Source organism: Salipiger mangrovisoli (assembly GCF_015223355.1).
GTDB classification, from domain to species: Bacteria; Pseudomonadota; Alphaproteobacteria; order Rhodobacterales; family Rhodobacteraceae; genus Salipiger; species Salipiger mangrovisoli.
Genome location: NZ_JADFFK010000015.1, coordinates 95,568 through 110,795 on the forward strand (window position 1 = coordinate 95,568; position 15,228 = coordinate 110,795).

Below are 15,228 nucleotides of genomic sequence, written 5' to 3' on the forward strand. Positions count from 1 at the left end.
AGACGAGGGAGCGAGAAATGATCCTGTGCTGCGGTGAATCGCTGATCGACATGCTGCCCCGGACCAGCACCGGCGGCGAGCCCGCCTTTGCCCCGGTGGCAGGCGGCGCGGTGTTCAACACCGCCATTGCCCTTGGGCGGCTGGGGGCGCCCGCGGGCTACTTCGGCGGGCTCTCCACCGATCTGTTCGGCACGATCCTTTCGGGGGCCCTCGCGGCGTCACAAGTCGATTCCGCCACCTGCCCTCGCTCGGACCGTCCCACCACGCTGGCCTTCGTCACGCTGGTGGACGGGCACGCGCGCTATGCCTTCTACGACGAGAACACCGCCGGGCGGATGCTGGCCGAGGTCGATCTGCCCGCGCTCGGGGATGACGTCACCGCGCTCTTCTTCGGCGGCATCAGCCTTGTCGTGGAGCCCTGCGGCGACACCTACGCGGCGCTCTGCGCGCGGGCGGGCGAGCGTGTGGTGATGATCGATCCCAACATCCGCCCCGGCTTCATCAAGGACGAGGCGCGCTACCGCGCCCGGCTCGCCGCGATGCTGGCGCGGGCCGACATCGTGAAGATCTCGGACGAGGACATGGCGTGGCTCGGCACGACGCCCGAGGCGCTGCTCGACGGCGGCACGGCGCTGGTGCTCGAGACCCGCGGCGCCGAAGGCGTGCTGGCGGTCACCGCCCGCGGCCGGATCGAGGTCGCCGCGACCCGCGCGGACGTGGTGGATACCGTGGGTGCCGGCGACACGTTCAACGCCGGTCTGCTGGCCGGACTCGAGCGCGACGGGCTGCTGACGCGCGCCGCGCTGCGCGAGACCGACCTGGAGGCGCTGCGCCCGGCGGTGGCGCTGGGGGCGCGGGCGGCAGCGGTGACCGTCAGTCGTGCAGGTGCCAACCCGCCATGGCTGCACGAACTGGACACAGACGCATGAGAGCACTGATCCAGCGCGTCTCGGAAGCCAGCGTGAGGGTCGAAGGCGCCGTCGTGGGCGAGATCGGCCCCGGCCTGTTGATCCTGATCTGCGCGATGCAGGGCGACACCGAGGCGCAGGCCGACAAGCTGGCCGCCAAGATCGCCAAATTGCGCATCTTCCGTGACGACGAAGGACGGATGAACCGCTCGGTGCTCGACACCTCGGGGGCCGCGCTCGTGGTCAGCCAGTTCACCCTTGCCGCAGACACCCGCAGCGGAAACCGCCCCGGATTTTCCACCGCCGCCGCCCCGGCGGAGGGCGAACGGCTCTACGAGTACTTCGCCGGGCGCATCGCTGCGCAGGGCATCGCCACCGCCACCGGCCGCTTCGGCGCCGACATGAAAGTCGCGCTCATCAACGACGGGCCGGTGACGATCTGGATGGACAGCGAGGGCTGACGCCGGTCTACAGGTCAGTCCCGGCGACCAGCGTGCCGCGCAGGCAGGCCAGATGAAGCTCGGCCCGGACACAGGCAAAGCGTTGGGCGAGTTCGGCTTCCTGCGCCTCCTGCGCGCGGAGCAGATGCGCCAGAAGCTGCGCCGCAGAGAGGTGTCCGTCGCGCTGCTGTCGCGCGGCCCGCGCCGCTTCTGCCATTGTCGAGGCGCGCCGGCTTTCCGCCTCGCGGTATGCTGCCGCGAGAAGTCCGCGGGCCGGTGCCACGGTGCCGATTTCCAGCTCCCCGGTCTCGCCCACCTCCTCCGGCCACGCGAGGGGCACTGGCGCTGTGATCTCTCCCAATTCGCCGCCCGCCCCGTCAAATCCCGCCAGCGCCTCGGCCGAGGGGCTCAGGTCGATCCCGTCGAGCAGCACGTTGGCCGCGCGAAGCCGCGCCGCGTCGTGCGCGGCCGCCGCGACACGCGCCCGCATCTGCGTCAGCGGCTCGGGCGAGACCAGCTCGCGCAGCGTCCCGAGCCCCTCGACGCCGCCGAGCCTGCTGTCTCCCATCGTCGCCAGTTCGGTTCGGGCGCGCGCCATCGCGGTCAACGCGGCCTGCCGGCCGGCGCGCAGCCGCGCCTCCTCTGCCACGAGATGCGCGCTGATCGCCTCGAAGACCTGCGCGTTTGCGCCTTCCGCAAGCGCCACTGCGGCACCATCGATCTCCGCAAGCGCAAGATCGCGCTCGGCCTGCTTGCGCGGTGTGTCGAAGCGTTCCGGCAGCGCCTGTGCGTCCTCGGACATCCTGCGCAGCGCGGTCAGAGAGGGCACCGGTGCAAGGTCGGGCAGCCAGTCGAGTTCCTCGGCCTCGCCGCGCAGGCGCGCGACACGCAGTTCCGACTCGGTTCTGAACGCGTCTCCCTCCAGCACCGCCCTCGCAATGGCGGCATAGGGCGTGCCGGGAAGGATCGCGCCCTGACGCGTCGCCAAGGCAGTCAGTATCCCCACGTCGTCGGCACGCAGCGCCATGCTCTGCTGAAGCCCGCGTTCCGACGCGAGTGCTTCTGCCAGACCCGTACCGTATCCCTGCATGCATCCGGGCAGCAGCGCGACCAGCGCAATGCCGCAGCCCTATCGGAAAGATCATCTGATCATCCCGCCTCCCCTTACCTCGTTCACTCGTTCAACACGCGGCAACGCGCCACGCTACAGGTCGGCAGAGGAATGGACCGGGATCACGCGGGGCAGCAGGCCTTGGCAACGCTGTTCCGGCGTTGCGCGATTGCCGCATCGTCTCGCGAACGAAACAGGGAGGTCAGCTCAGCAGCGCAGAGATCAGCGGCAACTTGTGGGGGGCATCGCAGAGCGTGAGCAGCAGGTCGGAAAGTTCCGGTTCGTCCACGCGCCGAGCAGCATCCCTGGGAGAGAACCACTTGCGCTTGCGCTGCTTGCGCTCTTTCCAGTCGCGTGAAAGCTTGTCGACGATCAACGGATAGACCCGCACGCGGCACCGCAACTCGGTCCCGTCATCCAGCCGCTTGGGATAGTGGTAGAAGCCGATTTCCGTCTTTCCGACATGGCCCTTGGCCCCTGCCTCCTCGAGCGCTTCGATCTCGGCCGCGGCCCAGGGCTTCTTGCCATCCATCTCCCAGCCCTTTGGCATCACCCAGCGCCCGGTATCGCGCGAGGTCACCATGAGCACCCGGAGCTTCCCGGTCTTGTCGAACTTCATGGGAAGGGCGGCAATCTGCTCACCAAGTGAGGGCATTGAAGACGAAACCTGTTGGGAAACCCGTGCCTGCTACGTGAGAAATGTAACCCGCGTGTGACATCCGGCAACACGGGCCCCGACATGAGAAGAGCGGCCCCGAAGGGCCGCCCTGTGCCATGATCGACCGGCGCGATCAGCGCTCGTCTTCGGATTCCGCGACCATGCGCGCATCCTCGCGCAATTCGAGCCACATCGCGTTCATCACCGCAAAAAGCGCCGCCAGCGGCAGGCCGAGAAGCCAGGCGAAATACCACATCAGTTCTCTCCTTTTCTCAGTAGGCGCTGTGCGAGCTGGTCACGTCGTCTTCGGTGACTTTGCCCCAGAGCACTTTGTAGACCCAGGCGGTGTAGGCCAAGATGATCGGCAGGAAGATCACCGTCGCCACCAGCATCACGAACAGGGTCAGGTGCGAGGACGAGCTGTCCCAGACGGTGAGCGAGCTGCGCGGATCGACGGTCGAGGGCAGGATGAAGGGGAACATGGTCAGCCCGACGCTAGAGATGACCCCAAGGATCGCCAGTTTCGACCACAGGAAGGTCGAAACCTCGAAGCCCTCGCGCAGGCCGCGCACCGCCATGAAGATGCCCACGAAGCCGAGCACCGGCGCGATCAGGATCCACGGGCGCTGGGTGTAGGCGACCAGCCACGAGCCCTCGTGCACCACCTCCTTGAAGAGCGGGTTCGACGGGCCGTCCGTCACGATCTCCGAGGTGATGTGGAAGCCGTCGATGCCGAAGGCCAGCCAGAGCCCCGCCAGCGCGTAACCGCCTGCCGCGACCATGCCCGCGACGGTGCCGATGCGCTGCGCGCGAAAGGCGACCATGCCTTTTGTCTTCAGCGACAGCCAGGCCGCGCCGTGCATGATCAGCATCGACAGCGACACCACCCCGCAGAGCAGCGCGAAGGGGCGCAGCAGCCCGAGGAACTTGCCGTAGAAGCTGCCGTCATACATCGGCATCAGGTCCTCGGTCAGGTGGAAGGGCACGCCCAGCAGCACGTTGCCCACCGCCACGCCGAAGAGCAGCGCCGGGGCCGCGCCACCGACGAAGAGCGCCCAGTCCCAGCTGCTTCGCCACTTCGCACTGTCGCGCTTGGAGCGGTACTTGAAGCCCACCGGGCGCAGGATCAGCGCCGCGAGGATGGCGAACATCGCCAGATAGAAGCCCGAGAAGCTGACCGCGTAGAGCGGTGGCCAGGCGGCGAAGATCGCGCCGCCGCCGAGGATGAACCAGACCTGGTTGCCTTCCCATACCGGGCCGATGGTGTTGATCACCACGCGGCGCTCGACGTCGGTCTTGCCGACGAAGGGCAGCAGCGCGCCGACTCCCATGTCGAAACCGTCGGTGAGCGCGAAGCCGATCAGCAGCACACCGAGCAGCGCCCACCAGATCAGGCGGAGGACTTCGAAACTGATAAGATCATGCAAAATCATAACGGTTACTCCGCAGGCACATCGGCAAAGGGACCCTTGCCGTCATGGGTGCGCAGCCGGTGCTCGTGCCGCCGCATCCATTCCTCGGTTGCCTCGACATCCTCCTGCGGACCCTTGCGGATGTATTTCAGCATGAGACCCATCTCGACGATGAAGAGCACGGTGTAGAAGATCGCGAAGCCCGCGAGGGTGAACAGCAAATCACCGACGCTCAGATGCGAGGCCGAGAGCGCGGTCGGCAGGATGCCGTCCACCGTCCAGGGTTGACGCCCGTATTCCGCGACGATCCAGCCCATCTCGGCGGCAATCCACGGCAGCGGGATCCACAGAACCGCAAGCCGCAGCACCCAGCGGGGATAGCTCTTGCGCCGGAAATTGCTGAGCACGAAGAAAAGCCCGGTCAGCGCAATGAACGAAAACCCAAGGCCCACCATGATCCGGAACGACCAGAAGAGCGGCGCGACGCCCGGCACGGTGTCGTCGGCGGCCATCTTGATCTGCTCTTCGGTCGCCTCGCGCGGGTCGTCCACGTATCGCTTCAGCAGCAGCGCGTAGCCGAGGTCGGCCGAACGCGCCTCAAAGTTCGCGCGGACCTCCTCGGGGGTGGCGTCGCGCTCGGCGCGGATGGTCATCAGCTCGTCATAGGCGATGATGCCAGAGCGGATGCGCGCCTCGGATTCCGCAACAAGCTCGTTGATGCCGGGGATTTCCTGCGTCAGCGAGCGGGTGCCGATCAGCCCCATGACCCAGGGGATGTGCACCGCGTAATGGGTCTCGCGCGCTTCCTGATCGGGGAAGCCGATCAGGGTGAAATGCGCGGGCGCGGGTTCGGTCTCCCACATCGCCTCGATGGCGGCGAGCTTCATTTTCTGCGTGTGGCTGGCCGAGTAGCCCGACTCGTCCCCCAGCACGACCACCGAGAGCGAGGCGGCGAGGCCGAAGGAGGCGGCGACCGAGATCGATCGGCGCGCCAGTTCCACGTGGCGGCCCTTCAGCATGTACCAGGCCGAGACGCCGAGCACGAAGATCGAGGCGGTGATGTAGCCCGCCGAGACGGTGTGCACGAATTTCGCCTGCGCCACCTCGTTGAAGACCACCTCGAAGAAGTTTGTCATCTCCATGCGCATGGTCTCGGGGTTGAACTCGGCGCCGACCGGATTGACCATCCAGCCGTTGGCGATGAGGATCCACAGCGCCGAGAAGTTCGAGCCGATCGCCACCAGCCAGGCGACGATGCAATGCGCGACGCGCGACAGCTTGTCCCAGCCGAAGAAGAACAGCCCCACGAAGGTCGCCTCGAGGAAGAAGGCCATCAGCCCCTCGACCGCCAGCGGCGCGCCGAAGATGTCTCCGACGTAGTGGCTGTAATAGCTCCAGTTCATGCCGAACTGGAATTCCATGGTGATTCCCGTGGCCACGCCCAGAACGAAATTGATCCCGAACAGCGTGCCCCAGAATTTCGTCATCTGTCGCCAAATTGGCCGCCCCGTCATCACGTAGACCGTCTCCATGATCGCCACGAGGATCGACAGACCCAGCGTCAGCGGCACGAAGAGGAAGTGATAGAGCGCCGTCATTGCAAATTGCAGACGCGACAGCTCGACAACATCGAGCTCCATGTCAGTACTCCTCTGTGCATGTGGCGCAAAGGCAGTCACTCACGCGCGGCGGCCGAGCCCCTTGGTCCACAAGTTAAAATCGAGGTGGGCGGATACCGATTACCGTGCGACACCTTTCAGATGCCCTGCTACACCCCGCCATTGTGACAGCGGTTTGATCTGCATCAAGCGCTTCATGATTCAGGGATATATCTTTTCAGATCGATCACCTGATCCGCAGTCGCCAGTTCCGCCGCCCGGTGCGACGCCGTGACGATGGCGGCATCTTTTAGAAATTCCCTAACTCCTGCAATAACTTGCCTCGCCATCGTAGCATCGAGCCCCTCTGTCGGCTCATCCAGAAGCAGCAGCTTCGGGCGGCGCAGCAACGCCCTTGCAAGCACCAGCCGTCGGGCCTGACCGCCCGAAAGCCCCGCCCCACCCTCACCCAAAGGTGAACGCAGCCCACCACGCGCGTGGACGACCTGCGCCAGCTGCACCGCCTCCAGCGCGGCCATTGCCTCGCAGTCGGTCAGCCCTGGCTGGGCCAGCGCGAGGTTCTCCAGCACCGTCCCCGAAACGAGTGCCGAGCGCTGCGGCACGAGGGTCACCAGGTCGCGCAGCCCGCTCTCGGGCCAGGCCGCAAGCGGCTGCCCGATGATCAAGATCTCGCCCGCCGTCACCGGCTCCAGCCCGGCGATCGCGTCCAGCAGGGTGGATTTGCCCAGTCCCGACGCGCCCCGCAGCGCCAGCGTCTCGCCGCGTCGCAAGCCGAGTGAAAGATCGTGCAGCAGAAGGCGCGAGCGGCCGGGACGGGCCAGAGACAGGTGGCGAAGCTCCAGAATTCGGTCACCCGCCTCCGGACTGAAGGCAGGGGCGGCAACACGGACCGGCGCGCGCGCGGGCGGATCGGCCAGCACGCGCTCGGCAGCGTCCCGCATCCGGCCGATCTCGGCCATGCCACGCCGCAAGGGCAACAGCGTTTCGGCGAGGGCCAGCGCGACGAAGACGCCGATCGCCGCAAGCGCCGGGGAAAGCTCGGTCTGTGCCACCAGCCAGCCGGCCAACGCGAAAACACCTGCGGCAATCAGCGTGACGACGGCCGAAAGCGCCTGTCCGGCTCCGGTGTCGATGCGGTCTAGGTGATCCATCGACGTGCGCGCCTCTTCCTCGGCCGCATCGAGCCCGGCACGCCAGCGCGGCATCGTGCCCTGCAGGATCGCCTCGCGCCGTCCGCGAAACAGACCGATCGCCCGGCGGCGCAGGTCCTGCGACGCGTCCTCGGCTCGCGCGGAATGGCCAAGCGTCGCCCGCGCCACCCGCCACAGCACGACTCCGCCGCCCAGCAGGTAACCAGCGGCGACCGAGATCGCGATGGCGTGGGACGTCAGCGCCCAGAGACCGAAGAAGGCCACCAGATGAGTCAGAAGCGCCGCGGCCACGGGAAGGGCCAGCCGCAGGACCACACCGTCGAGCGCATCGACATCCGCGGTGATGCGCGTCAGCGCCGAGGCACCGCGAAGCCGTCTCAACTCGGTCACCGGGAAGCGTGCCAGCCGGTCGAGCAGGGTCACGCGCAGCGCGGCAAGGGCGCGAAGGGTGGCGTCATGGGTGAGCAGCCGCTCCCCGTAGCGCGCCGCCGCCCGTCCCAGCGCCAGTCCCCGCACACCAGCGCTGGGACGGAAGACATCGAAGGCGATACCGACGCCGGCCAGCCCTGCCATCCCGGTGGCGGTGATGAACCAGCCCGAGAGGCCAAGCAGAGCCGCCCCCATGAGCAGCACCAGCACCGCCAGCAGCGCGCCGCGCCACATGGCGAGGGGATGGGCGCGCCACAGCAGACGCAGCGCCTGCCACAGCCTCAGCATGAGTCGGCCTGCAGATCGATGACCCGCCCCATGGCCGCGCAGAGCGCCGGATCATGGCTGGCGACGACCACCGTGCGCCCCTCGGACGCGAGTGCCGCCAGCACCTCGACGAGCGCCGCTCCCGTGGCCGCGTCGAGATCGGCGGTCGGCTCGTCGGCCAGAATCACATCGGCCCCGCGGATCAGGGCACGCACCAGCAGCAGCCGCCGCGCCTCACCGCCCGAAACCCCGGCACCGCTTTCGCCGAGCACCGTTTCGAGCCCCTCGGGCAGGGCCGCGACGATGCGCTCCGCCCGCGCCCGGCGCAGCGCCTCGCGGGGCACCGCACCCTCGGGCTCTCCGCTGAGAAATTCGCGGAGTGTCACTTCGGGCACATGCACTTGCTGCGGCACATAGGCAATGCGCGCCCGCCAGGCGTCGGCGGTGTCGGACTCAAGTCTCTGGCCGGCGACCAGCACCTCACCCGTTTCCGGCGCGAGCAGCCCCGCGATCACCTCGAGAAGGGTAGACTTGCCCGACCCGCTCGGTCCACGCAGCGCCAGCGACCCGCCCGGCGCAACCGCGACGTCGGGAAGCACCAGCCGCCGCCCGCCGCGTTCCAGCGCCACACCCTGCAGCAAGATCGACGCAGGTCCCATGAGCGGCGGCACGCGCCTGCCCTGCCCCAGCACCGGCGCGCCGAGGGACACCTCGGCCGCCGCGACCTCCTCGGCCACCGCCTCGGCGGCTGCCTTGTCGTGCCAGGCCGCCGCAAGGTCGCGCAGCGGCTGGAAGAAATCCGGCGCGAGCAGCAGCAGAAAGAGCCCCTGGAACAGCGTCAGTCCCGGACCGAACAGCCCCCAGGTGCCAAGGGTGATCTCACCAAGCAGAGAAAACCCGACATAGACTGCCACCATGGCCACGCCCAACGCCGAGAAAAGTTCGAGCACCGTCGAGGAAAGGAACGCGACGCGCAGCACGGCCATCGTCCGCTCGCGCAGCGCTTCGGCGCGGGTGGCGAACTCGGCGCGCGAGGCTTCTGCGGCGTTCAGCAGCAGCAGGTCCGGCAGCGCCGCGATCCGGTCGATGAGCAGCGTGTTCATTGCGCCGACTTCGACCATCTGCTTCCGGCTCGCCTCCTGCGCCGCCATCCCGACCAGCGCCATGAAGACCGGGATCAGCGGCCCGGCGACCAGCAGCACCAGCGCCGCCGCCCAGGAGATCGGGAGGATCGCCAGCATGTAGAGCAGCGGCAGCAACCGGGCCCGCGCCATCGCCGGCCGGTAGCGGGTGATCCAGGGCCCGAGCGTGGCCAGCTTCTCGGTCAGCAGCGCCGCGAGCGCCGCCGAGGAGGTGCCGCCGAAACGCAGGGCTCCGTGGTCGAGCAGCGCCTGCCGCCGGACATGCAGCGTTTCATCGGCGGCACGATAGGCCAGCCGGGCGGCATGTCGCTCGCCCCACCCCCGCAGCATCCCGAGCAGCGCGAAGATCAGGGCCATCCAGAGCGTGCGCGCGAGCGGGGCCGCCTCGGCCCAGCCCGCGATCCCCCAGGCCAGCGCGGCGGCCTGCGGCAACCACAGCGCCGCGGCAAGCGCAGAGAGGCGCGCGGCGTGGCGCAGGCGGCGCTGCGCGGCGGGGGCAAGCAGGCGCTCGGCTCGGCTCCGCTGAGGCGCTCCGACTGACGGCATTTCGACTCCGAGACAAAATCTCCATCTCGGTCAATGAGATAGACGAAGGCGCCCAAGTTCAAGCCCAAAGGCATCCGCGCGTCACTCTGCCGCCGCGCCCGCTGCCTGATCCGCGCGCATTGAGGCCAGCCTCGGGCCGTCGTCGCCTCGCGGTGATTGCGCCGGGCATCCGCCCATGCCACGCTGGCCGGACCAGCCTGTCAGGAGATTTTCCAGATGCCCCAGCCCCATACTCGCGAAGGAGACCGGCCATGAGCGCGCTTGAAGATGTCCTGTCCGAGATCGATTCCGCCAATGCGCAGGACCCGAACCGGGAAGAGGGTCAGCCTGCCGCCCTGCTCTATGGAACGCGCATGAGCGCGGAACTGGCGCGGCTCTTTCCCGAGGCTTCGGAGGTCTTGCAGATCGCGGCCCGCGGCCAGCATGTCGAGCGCTGGCTGCTGCCACGGGACTCCTTCCCGATGGACCGCCCCGGCTATTTCGCCTGGCGCAAGGAGCAGGGCCGCCGCCACGGCGCGCGCCTGGCCGGGATGATGTCGAAGGCGGGGTATGACGCTGAGGCGCAGGAACGCGTCGGCGTGCTGCTGCGCAAGGAGGGCATAAAGCGCGACGCCGAGGTGCAGGCGCTGGAGGACGTGATCTGCTTCACCTTCCTCAAGTGGTACTTCTCGCCCTTCGCCGAGGGCCGCGACGCCGATGGGCTGCAGCGCATCGTCGAGAAGACCGCGCTGAAGATGTCTGCCGAGGGCCGCGCCCGCGTGCTGCAGGAGTTCGACCTGCCAGAACCGCTGGCCGAAGCCTTCCGCGACTGAGCGTCGCGCAAGTTCCTTCGAAGGAACTTGCAGGAGTTTTCGAAAACTCCTGCGGCGCTAGGTTGCGCCGCAGGACAGAGCATCGAGACCTGAAGACATGACCCGATCCGCCCTCATCATCGCCCACGGCAGCCCGTCCGATCCCGATCCGCAGGAAGCGGCGCTGAGGGACCTTGCCGCACGCGTGGGCGCTCTGCTGCCCGGCTGGCGCATCGGCGGGGCGACATTGGCCAAGGAGGGCGCCTTTGACGCGGCGGTCGCGGAGCTCGGGACGCCGTGGATCTACCCCTACTTCATGGCGCGCGGCTATTTCACCAAGAAGGTGCTCGCCGAACGTGCCGCGCCGCTGGGCCTGCGGGTGCTCGAGCCCTTCGGCACAGAGCCTGCGCTGGTGCAGAGCGCCGCTCACGCCTTGCGCCGGGAGCTGGCAGGCCGGGGTTGGCAAGCGGATGCAACGACGCTGCTGGTTGCGGCGCACGGCAGCGCTGTCTCCCGCACCAGCGCCGAAAGCGCCCGCGACTTTGCCGCCGCGCTGAAGTCCAAGATAGGATTCGCCGAAGCGCGCGCCGGCTACGTCGAGGAGCCGCCCTTCCTGCACGAGTCGGCGCGCGGACTCACTCAGGCGATCTGCCTGCCGCAATTCGCGCTCAACGCAGGTCACATGCTGGAGGACGTGCCCGGAGCACTGCAACAGGCGGGCTTCTCGGGACCTGTTCTGCCCGCGTTCATCGACTGGCAGGAAACTCCGGAACTGATCGCGCAAAGCCTTGAAACGCAATCCAACGCCTCGTGAACCACGGACCTCTCAGGGACAAAAAAGAAGGCCACCGCGTTGCGGTGGCCTTCTTTTTTGCCGTCCCCCGGTGGGGAGTGGCGGACCGAGGAGGATTCGAACCCCCGACCCCTTGATTCGTAGTCAAGTACTCTATCCAGCTGAGCTATCGGTCCGTGAGGGCGGGGTTTAGAGTTTGTTCGGAGGATGCGCAAGAGCGATTTCGAAGAAATTTCCAATCTTACCCTAAGTCACCCGTGGGAAGGCGAATTTCGAAGCATGTCCCGTGCTGATCGGAGCGCAGGAGTTGAAGTTTCCCACCGTGATTCCGCACCAGCTCGGCGACAATGGCCAGACCGAGTCCCGCGCCCCCCTTGCGCGCGCCGCCCTGGAATGGCTGGAACAGGTGTTCCCGCGCCTTCGGCGGGAGGCCTGGGCCGGTGTCGGTGACCTTGATGATCCAGGCATCCTCCTCGACGCGGGCCGAAACGGCGATTTCCCCCTCCTCGCCCGAGCCGGTGATCGCCTGCCGGGCATTGCGCACAAGATTCGCAATCGCGCGGTAGATCTGCTCGGGATCGCCGCGAATCTGCATCGAGGCGGGAATGTCTTCGGATAGGCTGACCTCATGCTCGCCGATCGCCAGCCGCTCGGCCTCGAGCACCTCGTTGACCAGTTCAGCAAGGTTGAACTGAGTCAGCATCGGCGCGGGCTCCTCGGCCTTGCCGAAGGCCAGCGTCGTCTCGCAGAGCGAGACCGCGCGGGTGATGGAGCTGACCAGCTTCGGAGCCATGCGCTTGACCGCGGGATCCTCGGACATCTCGATGCGGTCCGTGAAGAGCTGCGCCGAGCTGAGGATGTTGCGCAGGTCGTGGCTGACCCGCGCCACCGCGCCGCCAAGCTGCGCCAGCCGCTCCTTCTGCCGCAGCGACTGCGACAGCTGCGTCTCGAGCGACTTCAGTGCCTCCTCGGCCTCGCGGATCTCGCGCACGCTGGCGACGGGGGTGATGATGCGCCGCGCGTCTTCGGGATCCTCGGCGTAGCGCTGCATGTGGCCAACCACGCCCTTGATCGGCTTCACCAGCAGCACGCGCACCGCCAGGAAGAGCAGCAGCGCGGTGATCAGCGACAGCAGCGCCGAGACCAGCAGCACGCCGAGCCCGAAGTCGATCATCGCCGTGCGCAGCGGCAGGCTGTCCATGGTGACCTCGATCAGCTCGCCGCCGTCATCCTTCGGATAACCCAGCACGCGGATCAGCCGCGGCTTGGTGTCGGCGAGGCGCAGCAATGCATCCCGCATGAGAATCAGCGGCCCGGCCTCGCGCAGGTCGTAGGTTTCATCAACCGAGCTCGGCATCGGCGACGAGAGGGCCAGTTCGCGCCGCTCGTCGCGTTGCAGCACGACGTTGTAGACCCCGGCATTGTCCAAGAGCTCGGCCTCCAGTTCGGGGGCCAGAACGTCGTCGGCAAGCAGCGCAAGCGACGCGATCTGCGCGCGCTCAAGGTGGTCGGTGAGGAAATCCTCACGGAAACGCGCCACCGAGGGCACGAAGATCAGCACTTCGGCCAGCATCACGAAAACGGTCGTGAGAACCAGAAAGCGGCCTGAGAGCGAGTTGAACATCTAGAGCAGTCTTAAGCTTTCAGGGAAGCAGGCGTTGAACTGTTCGTGTAACAGCCTTGACCGTGCGGTTTTCAAACAATCTGGGTGTGAAATAGGATCCGGCAACCCGTTTGTTAAGCTCCCCCAGCGTCGGATAGGGCGCAACCATGCCCGCGATCTGCCCAATCTTGGTTTTTGCCGAGATCGCCAGCGCCCAAGTCGATATCAAGTCCCCCGCCTGTGGGCCGACGATCGTCGCGCCCACCGGGCGTCCCCTGTGCACCATCACCTTGGCCAATCCCGCCGTCTCGCGCTCTGCGATGGCGCGATCATTGTGCAAGAGTGCCGCGCGCAGGACCTCGAGCTTTCCGCCGAATCGCTGTCGTGCCTCGACCTCGCTCAGACCGACATGGGCCAGTTCGGGTCGGGTATAGGTGGCGCGTGGGATATGGTCGGTCGTGGCCTTTGCCGGCAGGCCGAAGAGCGCCGAGCGGAGGATGATGCCTGCATGGTAGCCCGCAACATGGGTGAACTGCATGCCGCCAGCCGCATCGCCGATGGCGTAGACCCGGCGATTGGTCGTGCGCAAACCGGCGTCCACCCGGAGGCCCGTCTTGGTGGTCTCTATGCCCGCCACTGCCAGTCCGAGCCCTTCGGTGTTCGCCCGCCGTCCGGCCGCGACCAGCAGATGCGATCCGGTCAGGCTCCCACCGCCGCTGAGTCGCAGTTCGATGGCGCTGCCCTGCTGGCTGGCGGACGAGACCGTCTCGCCTTCGAGAATCGTCACCCCTTCGCCGCGCAGGCGGTCGAGCACGATGGCCGCCATCTCCGGGTCCTCGCGGCCGAGGGCCTTCGCGCCTTCGACTACGGTGACCTGCGCACCGAGACGACGGAAGCTCTGCGCCATCTCCATGCCGATCGGCCCGCCGCCAAGGATCAGCAGGTGCGAGGGGAGCTCCTGTAAATCCCACAGGGTCTCGTTGGTCATGAAGGACACATTGGCCAGGCCCGGCACCGGCGGCACCGCCGCGGCTGATCCGGTGGCCAGCACGATGCGGCGTGCAGCGATCCTGCAGCGACCCGCCTCCACCTCGCGGTCCGACACAAAGCGGGCGTGGTCGCGAATGACGCGCACGCCGAGCCCCTCGAAGCGCTCCTGCGAATCCACCGGGGCGATGCGCGCGATGGTTTCTTGCACATGCGCGCGGACGCGCGGCCAATCGACCTTCGGCCGGTCGAGATCGACTCCGAATGCCGCCGAGGTCTGCGCCACATGGGCCTGCGCCGCGGCGGCGATCAGCGCCTTGGACGGCACGCAGCCGTAGTTCAGGCAGTCCCCGCCCATCTCGCCGCGCTCGACCAGAACCACACTGGCCCCCATCTGCACCGCGCCCGCCGCGACCGAAAGCCCGCCAGAGCCCGCACCGATGACCAGAAGGTCGGTCCGAATCGTTTCCATGTCACCCCTACCCTTGATCTCAGATGCCCTTGCGTGCGCGCCAGGCGCGCAGGATGATCGGCAGGGCCGCCAGCGCGGCAAGCCCCAGCAGCGGCCCGATGACCTGCGGTGCCCAGAGCAGGCTCAGGTCCGGCGTCCCGCCGCGGTCGAAGACCGACCCGACGCCCACCCCGATCGAGGTGAAGACCAGCGCTCCGGGAATGATGCCCAATGCGGTGGTCCACGCAAAGTTCCACAGCCTCACCCCGACCAGCGCGGGCAGCAGGTTTGCCACGAAGAAAGGCACCGCGGGCACCAGACGCAGCAGCAGAAGCACGCTGATCTCGTTCTGCCGCAGCCCGTCGCGCAGCTTGCCGAGTCGCCCCTCCGAGGCGTCGAACCGGGCGGCAAGCACCTGCCCCAGCCCGGCGCGGGCGGCGAGAAAGATCGCCACCGCGCCAAGGCTGGCCGAGAGCACGTTGAGCGCGGTGCCCGGCCCTAGGCCGAAGAGAAAGCCGCCGGTGACCGAGGCAACCGCCGCCCCCGGCAGCGAGAAGGCGACGATGGCCACGTAGGCGGCGACGAATCCCCCCGCCATGAGCAGGTAGTTGCCGTCCCTCAGCTCCAGCAGCGCGGCGCGATTCTCGCGCAGCGTGTCGAAGCTGATGTAATCGCGCAGCGTCGCCGCACCGATCACCGCCACAAGCGCAATCAGCGCAAGCGGAAGGTGGCGCAGCCATCGCGCTCTGGGCGCGGGTGAGTTCGGTGCCGGATCTGTCATGTTCCTAGAATGGCGCGGGGAATCGTCCGAGCACAGCCCTTTCACGCGGCCTTGATCGTCAGTCATCACGGAGCACGGCCCGGACCTGTGCCCGGAACGGTGATCGGGAGATGCAGCGCGCCTTACCGGAAATCTTGCG

14 protein-coding genes and 1 tRNA gene are annotated in these 15,228 nt (G+C 67.6%); 4 read left to right on the top strand and 11 right to left on the bottom strand.

From position 1 onward, the window contains the following. Positions 1 to 17 precede the first annotated feature (17 nt). Positions 18 to 929 (top strand): carbohydrate kinase family protein, encoded by a 912-nt coding sequence (locus IQ782_RS19015; protein ID WP_194136249.1) that lies wholly within the window; start codon positions 18 to 20, stop codon positions 927 to 929. Beyond that, positions 926 to 1,369 (top strand): D-aminoacyl-tRNA deacylase, encoded by a 444-nt coding sequence (gene dtd, locus IQ782_RS19020; RefSeq protein ID WP_194136250.1) that lies wholly within the window; start codon positions 926 to 928, stop codon positions 1,367 to 1,369. Before IQ782_RS19015 ends, dtd begins: the two co-directional genes overlap by 4 nt. A gap of 7 nt (positions 1,370 to 1,376) precedes the next feature. Here dtd and IQ782_RS19025 read toward each other — a convergent pair whose 3' ends face one another. The 7 genes from IQ782_RS19025 to cydD all read right to left on the bottom strand — a co-directional run bounded on the left by IQ782_RS19025 (position 1,377) and on the right by cydD (position 9,683). Next, on the bottom strand, positions 1,377 to 2,438 hold the full coding sequence (locus tag IQ782_RS19025) for a flagellar biosynthesis protein FlhF (protein ID WP_194136251.1): 1,062 nt from the start codon (positions 2,436 to 2,438) through the stop codon (positions 1,377 to 1,379). 223 nt (positions 2,439 to 2,661) lie between these two features. Further along, a complete protein-coding gene (locus IQ782_RS19030) occupies positions 2,662 to 3,078 on the bottom strand; it encodes an NUDIX hydrolase (protein ID WP_240989405.1) in 417 nt (138 codons plus the stop codon). 172 nt (positions 3,079 to 3,250) lie between these two features. Beyond that, a complete protein-coding gene (gene cydX / locus IQ782_RS19035) occupies positions 3,251 to 3,373 on the bottom strand; it encodes a cytochrome bd-I oxidase subunit CydX (RefSeq protein ID WP_194136253.1) in 123 nt (40 codons plus the stop codon). A 16-nt stretch (positions 3,374 to 3,389) separates the two neighbouring features. Then, positions 3,390 to 4,550, bottom strand: a complete 1,161-nt coding sequence (gene cydB / locus IQ782_RS19040; protein WP_194136254.1) for a cytochrome d ubiquinol oxidase subunit II — start codon at positions 4,548 to 4,550, stop codon at positions 3,390 to 3,392. A gap of 5 nt (positions 4,551 to 4,555) precedes the next feature. Then, positions 4,556 to 6,169: a cytochrome ubiquinol oxidase subunit I gene (locus IQ782_RS19045; RefSeq protein ID WP_194136255.1), complete on the bottom strand. Its 1,614-nt coding sequence runs from the start codon at positions 6,167 to 6,169 to the stop codon at positions 4,556 to 4,558. A gap of 173 nt (positions 6,170 to 6,342) precedes the next feature. Continuing rightward, a complete protein-coding gene (locus IQ782_RS19050; protein WP_194136256.1) occupies positions 6,343 to 8,016 on the bottom strand; it encodes an amino acid ABC transporter ATP-binding/permease protein in 1,674 nt (557 codons plus the stop codon). After that, a complete protein-coding gene (gene cydD, locus IQ782_RS19055) occupies positions 8,010 to 9,683 on the bottom strand; it encodes a thiol reductant ABC exporter subunit CydD (RefSeq protein ID WP_194136257.1) in 1,674 nt (557 codons plus the stop codon). The genes IQ782_RS19050 and cydD overlap by 7 nt, the downstream gene beginning before the upstream one ends. 251 nt (positions 9,684 to 9,934) lie before the next feature. Here cydD and IQ782_RS19060 point away from each other — a divergent pair, with 251 nt between their 5' ends. Further along, entirely contained in the window at positions 9,935 to 10,495 is a 561-nt protein-coding gene (locus IQ782_RS19060) for a DUF4202 domain-containing protein (RefSeq protein WP_194136258.1), read from the top strand. A gap of 97 nt (positions 10,496 to 10,592) precedes the next feature. After that, complete coding sequence (locus IQ782_RS19065) at positions 10,593 to 11,288, top strand: CbiX/SirB N-terminal domain-containing protein (protein ID WP_194136259.1); 696 nt, start codon at positions 10,593 to 10,595, stop codon at positions 11,286 to 11,288. 78 nt (positions 11,289 to 11,366) lie between these two features. On the opposite strand, the gene IQ782_RS19070 is transcribed toward IQ782_RS19065, so the two are convergent. From IQ782_RS19070 to IQ782_RS19085, 4 genes are all read right to left on the bottom strand, one after another. Beyond that, a tRNA-Arg gene (locus IQ782_RS19070) sits at positions 11,367 to 11,443 on the bottom strand. Positions 11,444 to 11,508: 65 nt separating this feature from the next. Continuing rightward, entirely contained in the window at positions 11,509 to 12,891 is a 1,383-nt protein-coding gene (locus tag IQ782_RS19075) for a sensor histidine kinase (RefSeq protein WP_194136260.1), read from the bottom strand. A 19-nt stretch (positions 12,892 to 12,910) separates the two neighbouring features. After that, positions 12,911 to 14,329 (bottom strand): dihydrolipoyl dehydrogenase family protein, encoded by a 1,419-nt coding sequence (locus tag IQ782_RS19080; RefSeq protein ID WP_194136261.1) that lies wholly within the window; start codon positions 14,327 to 14,329, stop codon positions 12,911 to 12,913. A 19-nt stretch (positions 14,330 to 14,348) separates the two neighbouring features. After that, positions 14,349 to 15,089 carry a TVP38/TMEM64 family protein gene (locus tag IQ782_RS19085; RefSeq protein ID WP_194136262.1) on the bottom strand — a complete coding sequence of 247 codons (741 nt, stop codon included), beginning with the start codon at positions 15,087 to 15,089 and terminating at the stop codon, positions 14,349 to 14,351. Positions 15,090 to 15,228: the final 139 nt, after the last annotated feature.

Bases quoted from the DNA above. Each gene is read 5' to 3' on its own strand.
- cydD (WP_194136257.1), bottom strand. From the start codon at position 9,683: ATGCCGTCAGTCGGAGCGCCTCAGCGGAGCCGAGCCGAGCGCCTGCTT.
- IQ782_RS19060 (WP_194136258.1), top strand. From the start codon at position 9,935: ATGAGCGCGCTTGAAGATGTCCTGTCCGAGATCGATTCCGCCAATGCG.
- dtd (WP_194136250.1), top strand. From the start codon at position 926: ATGAGAGCACTGATCCAGCGCGTCTCGGAAGCCAGCGTGAGGGTCGAA.
- IQ782_RS19015 (WP_194136249.1), top strand. From the start codon at position 18: ATGATCCTGTGCTGCGGTGAATCGCTGATCGACATGCTGCCCCGGACC.
- IQ782_RS19025 (WP_194136251.1), bottom strand. From the start codon at position 2,438: ATGCAGGGATACGGTACGGGTCTGGCAGAAGCACTCGCGTCGGAACGC.
- cydB (WP_194136254.1), bottom strand. From the start codon at position 4,550: ATGATTTTGCATGATCTTATCAGTTTCGAAGTCCTCCGCCTGATCTGG.
- IQ782_RS19085 (WP_194136262.1), bottom strand. From the start codon at position 15,089: ATGACAGATCCGGCACCGAACTCACCCGCGCCCAGAGCGCGATGGCTG.
- cydX (WP_194136253.1), bottom strand. From the start codon at position 3,373: ATGTGGTATTTCGCCTGGCTTCTCGGCCTGCCGCTGGCGGCGCTTTTT.
- IQ782_RS19030 (WP_240989405.1), bottom strand. From the start codon at position 3,078: ATGAAGTTCGACAAGACCGGGAAGCTCCGGGTGCTCATGGTGACCTCG.
- IQ782_RS19065 (WP_194136259.1), top strand. From the start codon at position 10,593: ATGACCCGATCCGCCCTCATCATCGCCCACGGCAGCCCGTCCGATCCC.
- IQ782_RS19050 (WP_194136256.1), bottom strand. From the start codon at position 8,016: ATGCTGAGGCTGTGGCAGGCGCTGCGTCTGCTGTGGCGCGCCCATCCC.
- IQ782_RS19080 (WP_194136261.1), bottom strand. From the start codon at position 14,329: ATGGAAACGATTCGGACCGACCTTCTGGTCATCGGTGCGGGCTCTGGC.
- IQ782_RS19045 (WP_194136255.1), bottom strand. From the start codon at position 6,169: ATGGAGCTCGATGTTGTCGAGCTGTCGCGTCTGCAATTTGCAATGACG.
- IQ782_RS19075 (WP_194136260.1), bottom strand. From the start codon at position 12,891: ATGTTCAACTCGCTCTCAGGCCGCTTTCTGGTTCTCACGACCGTTTTC.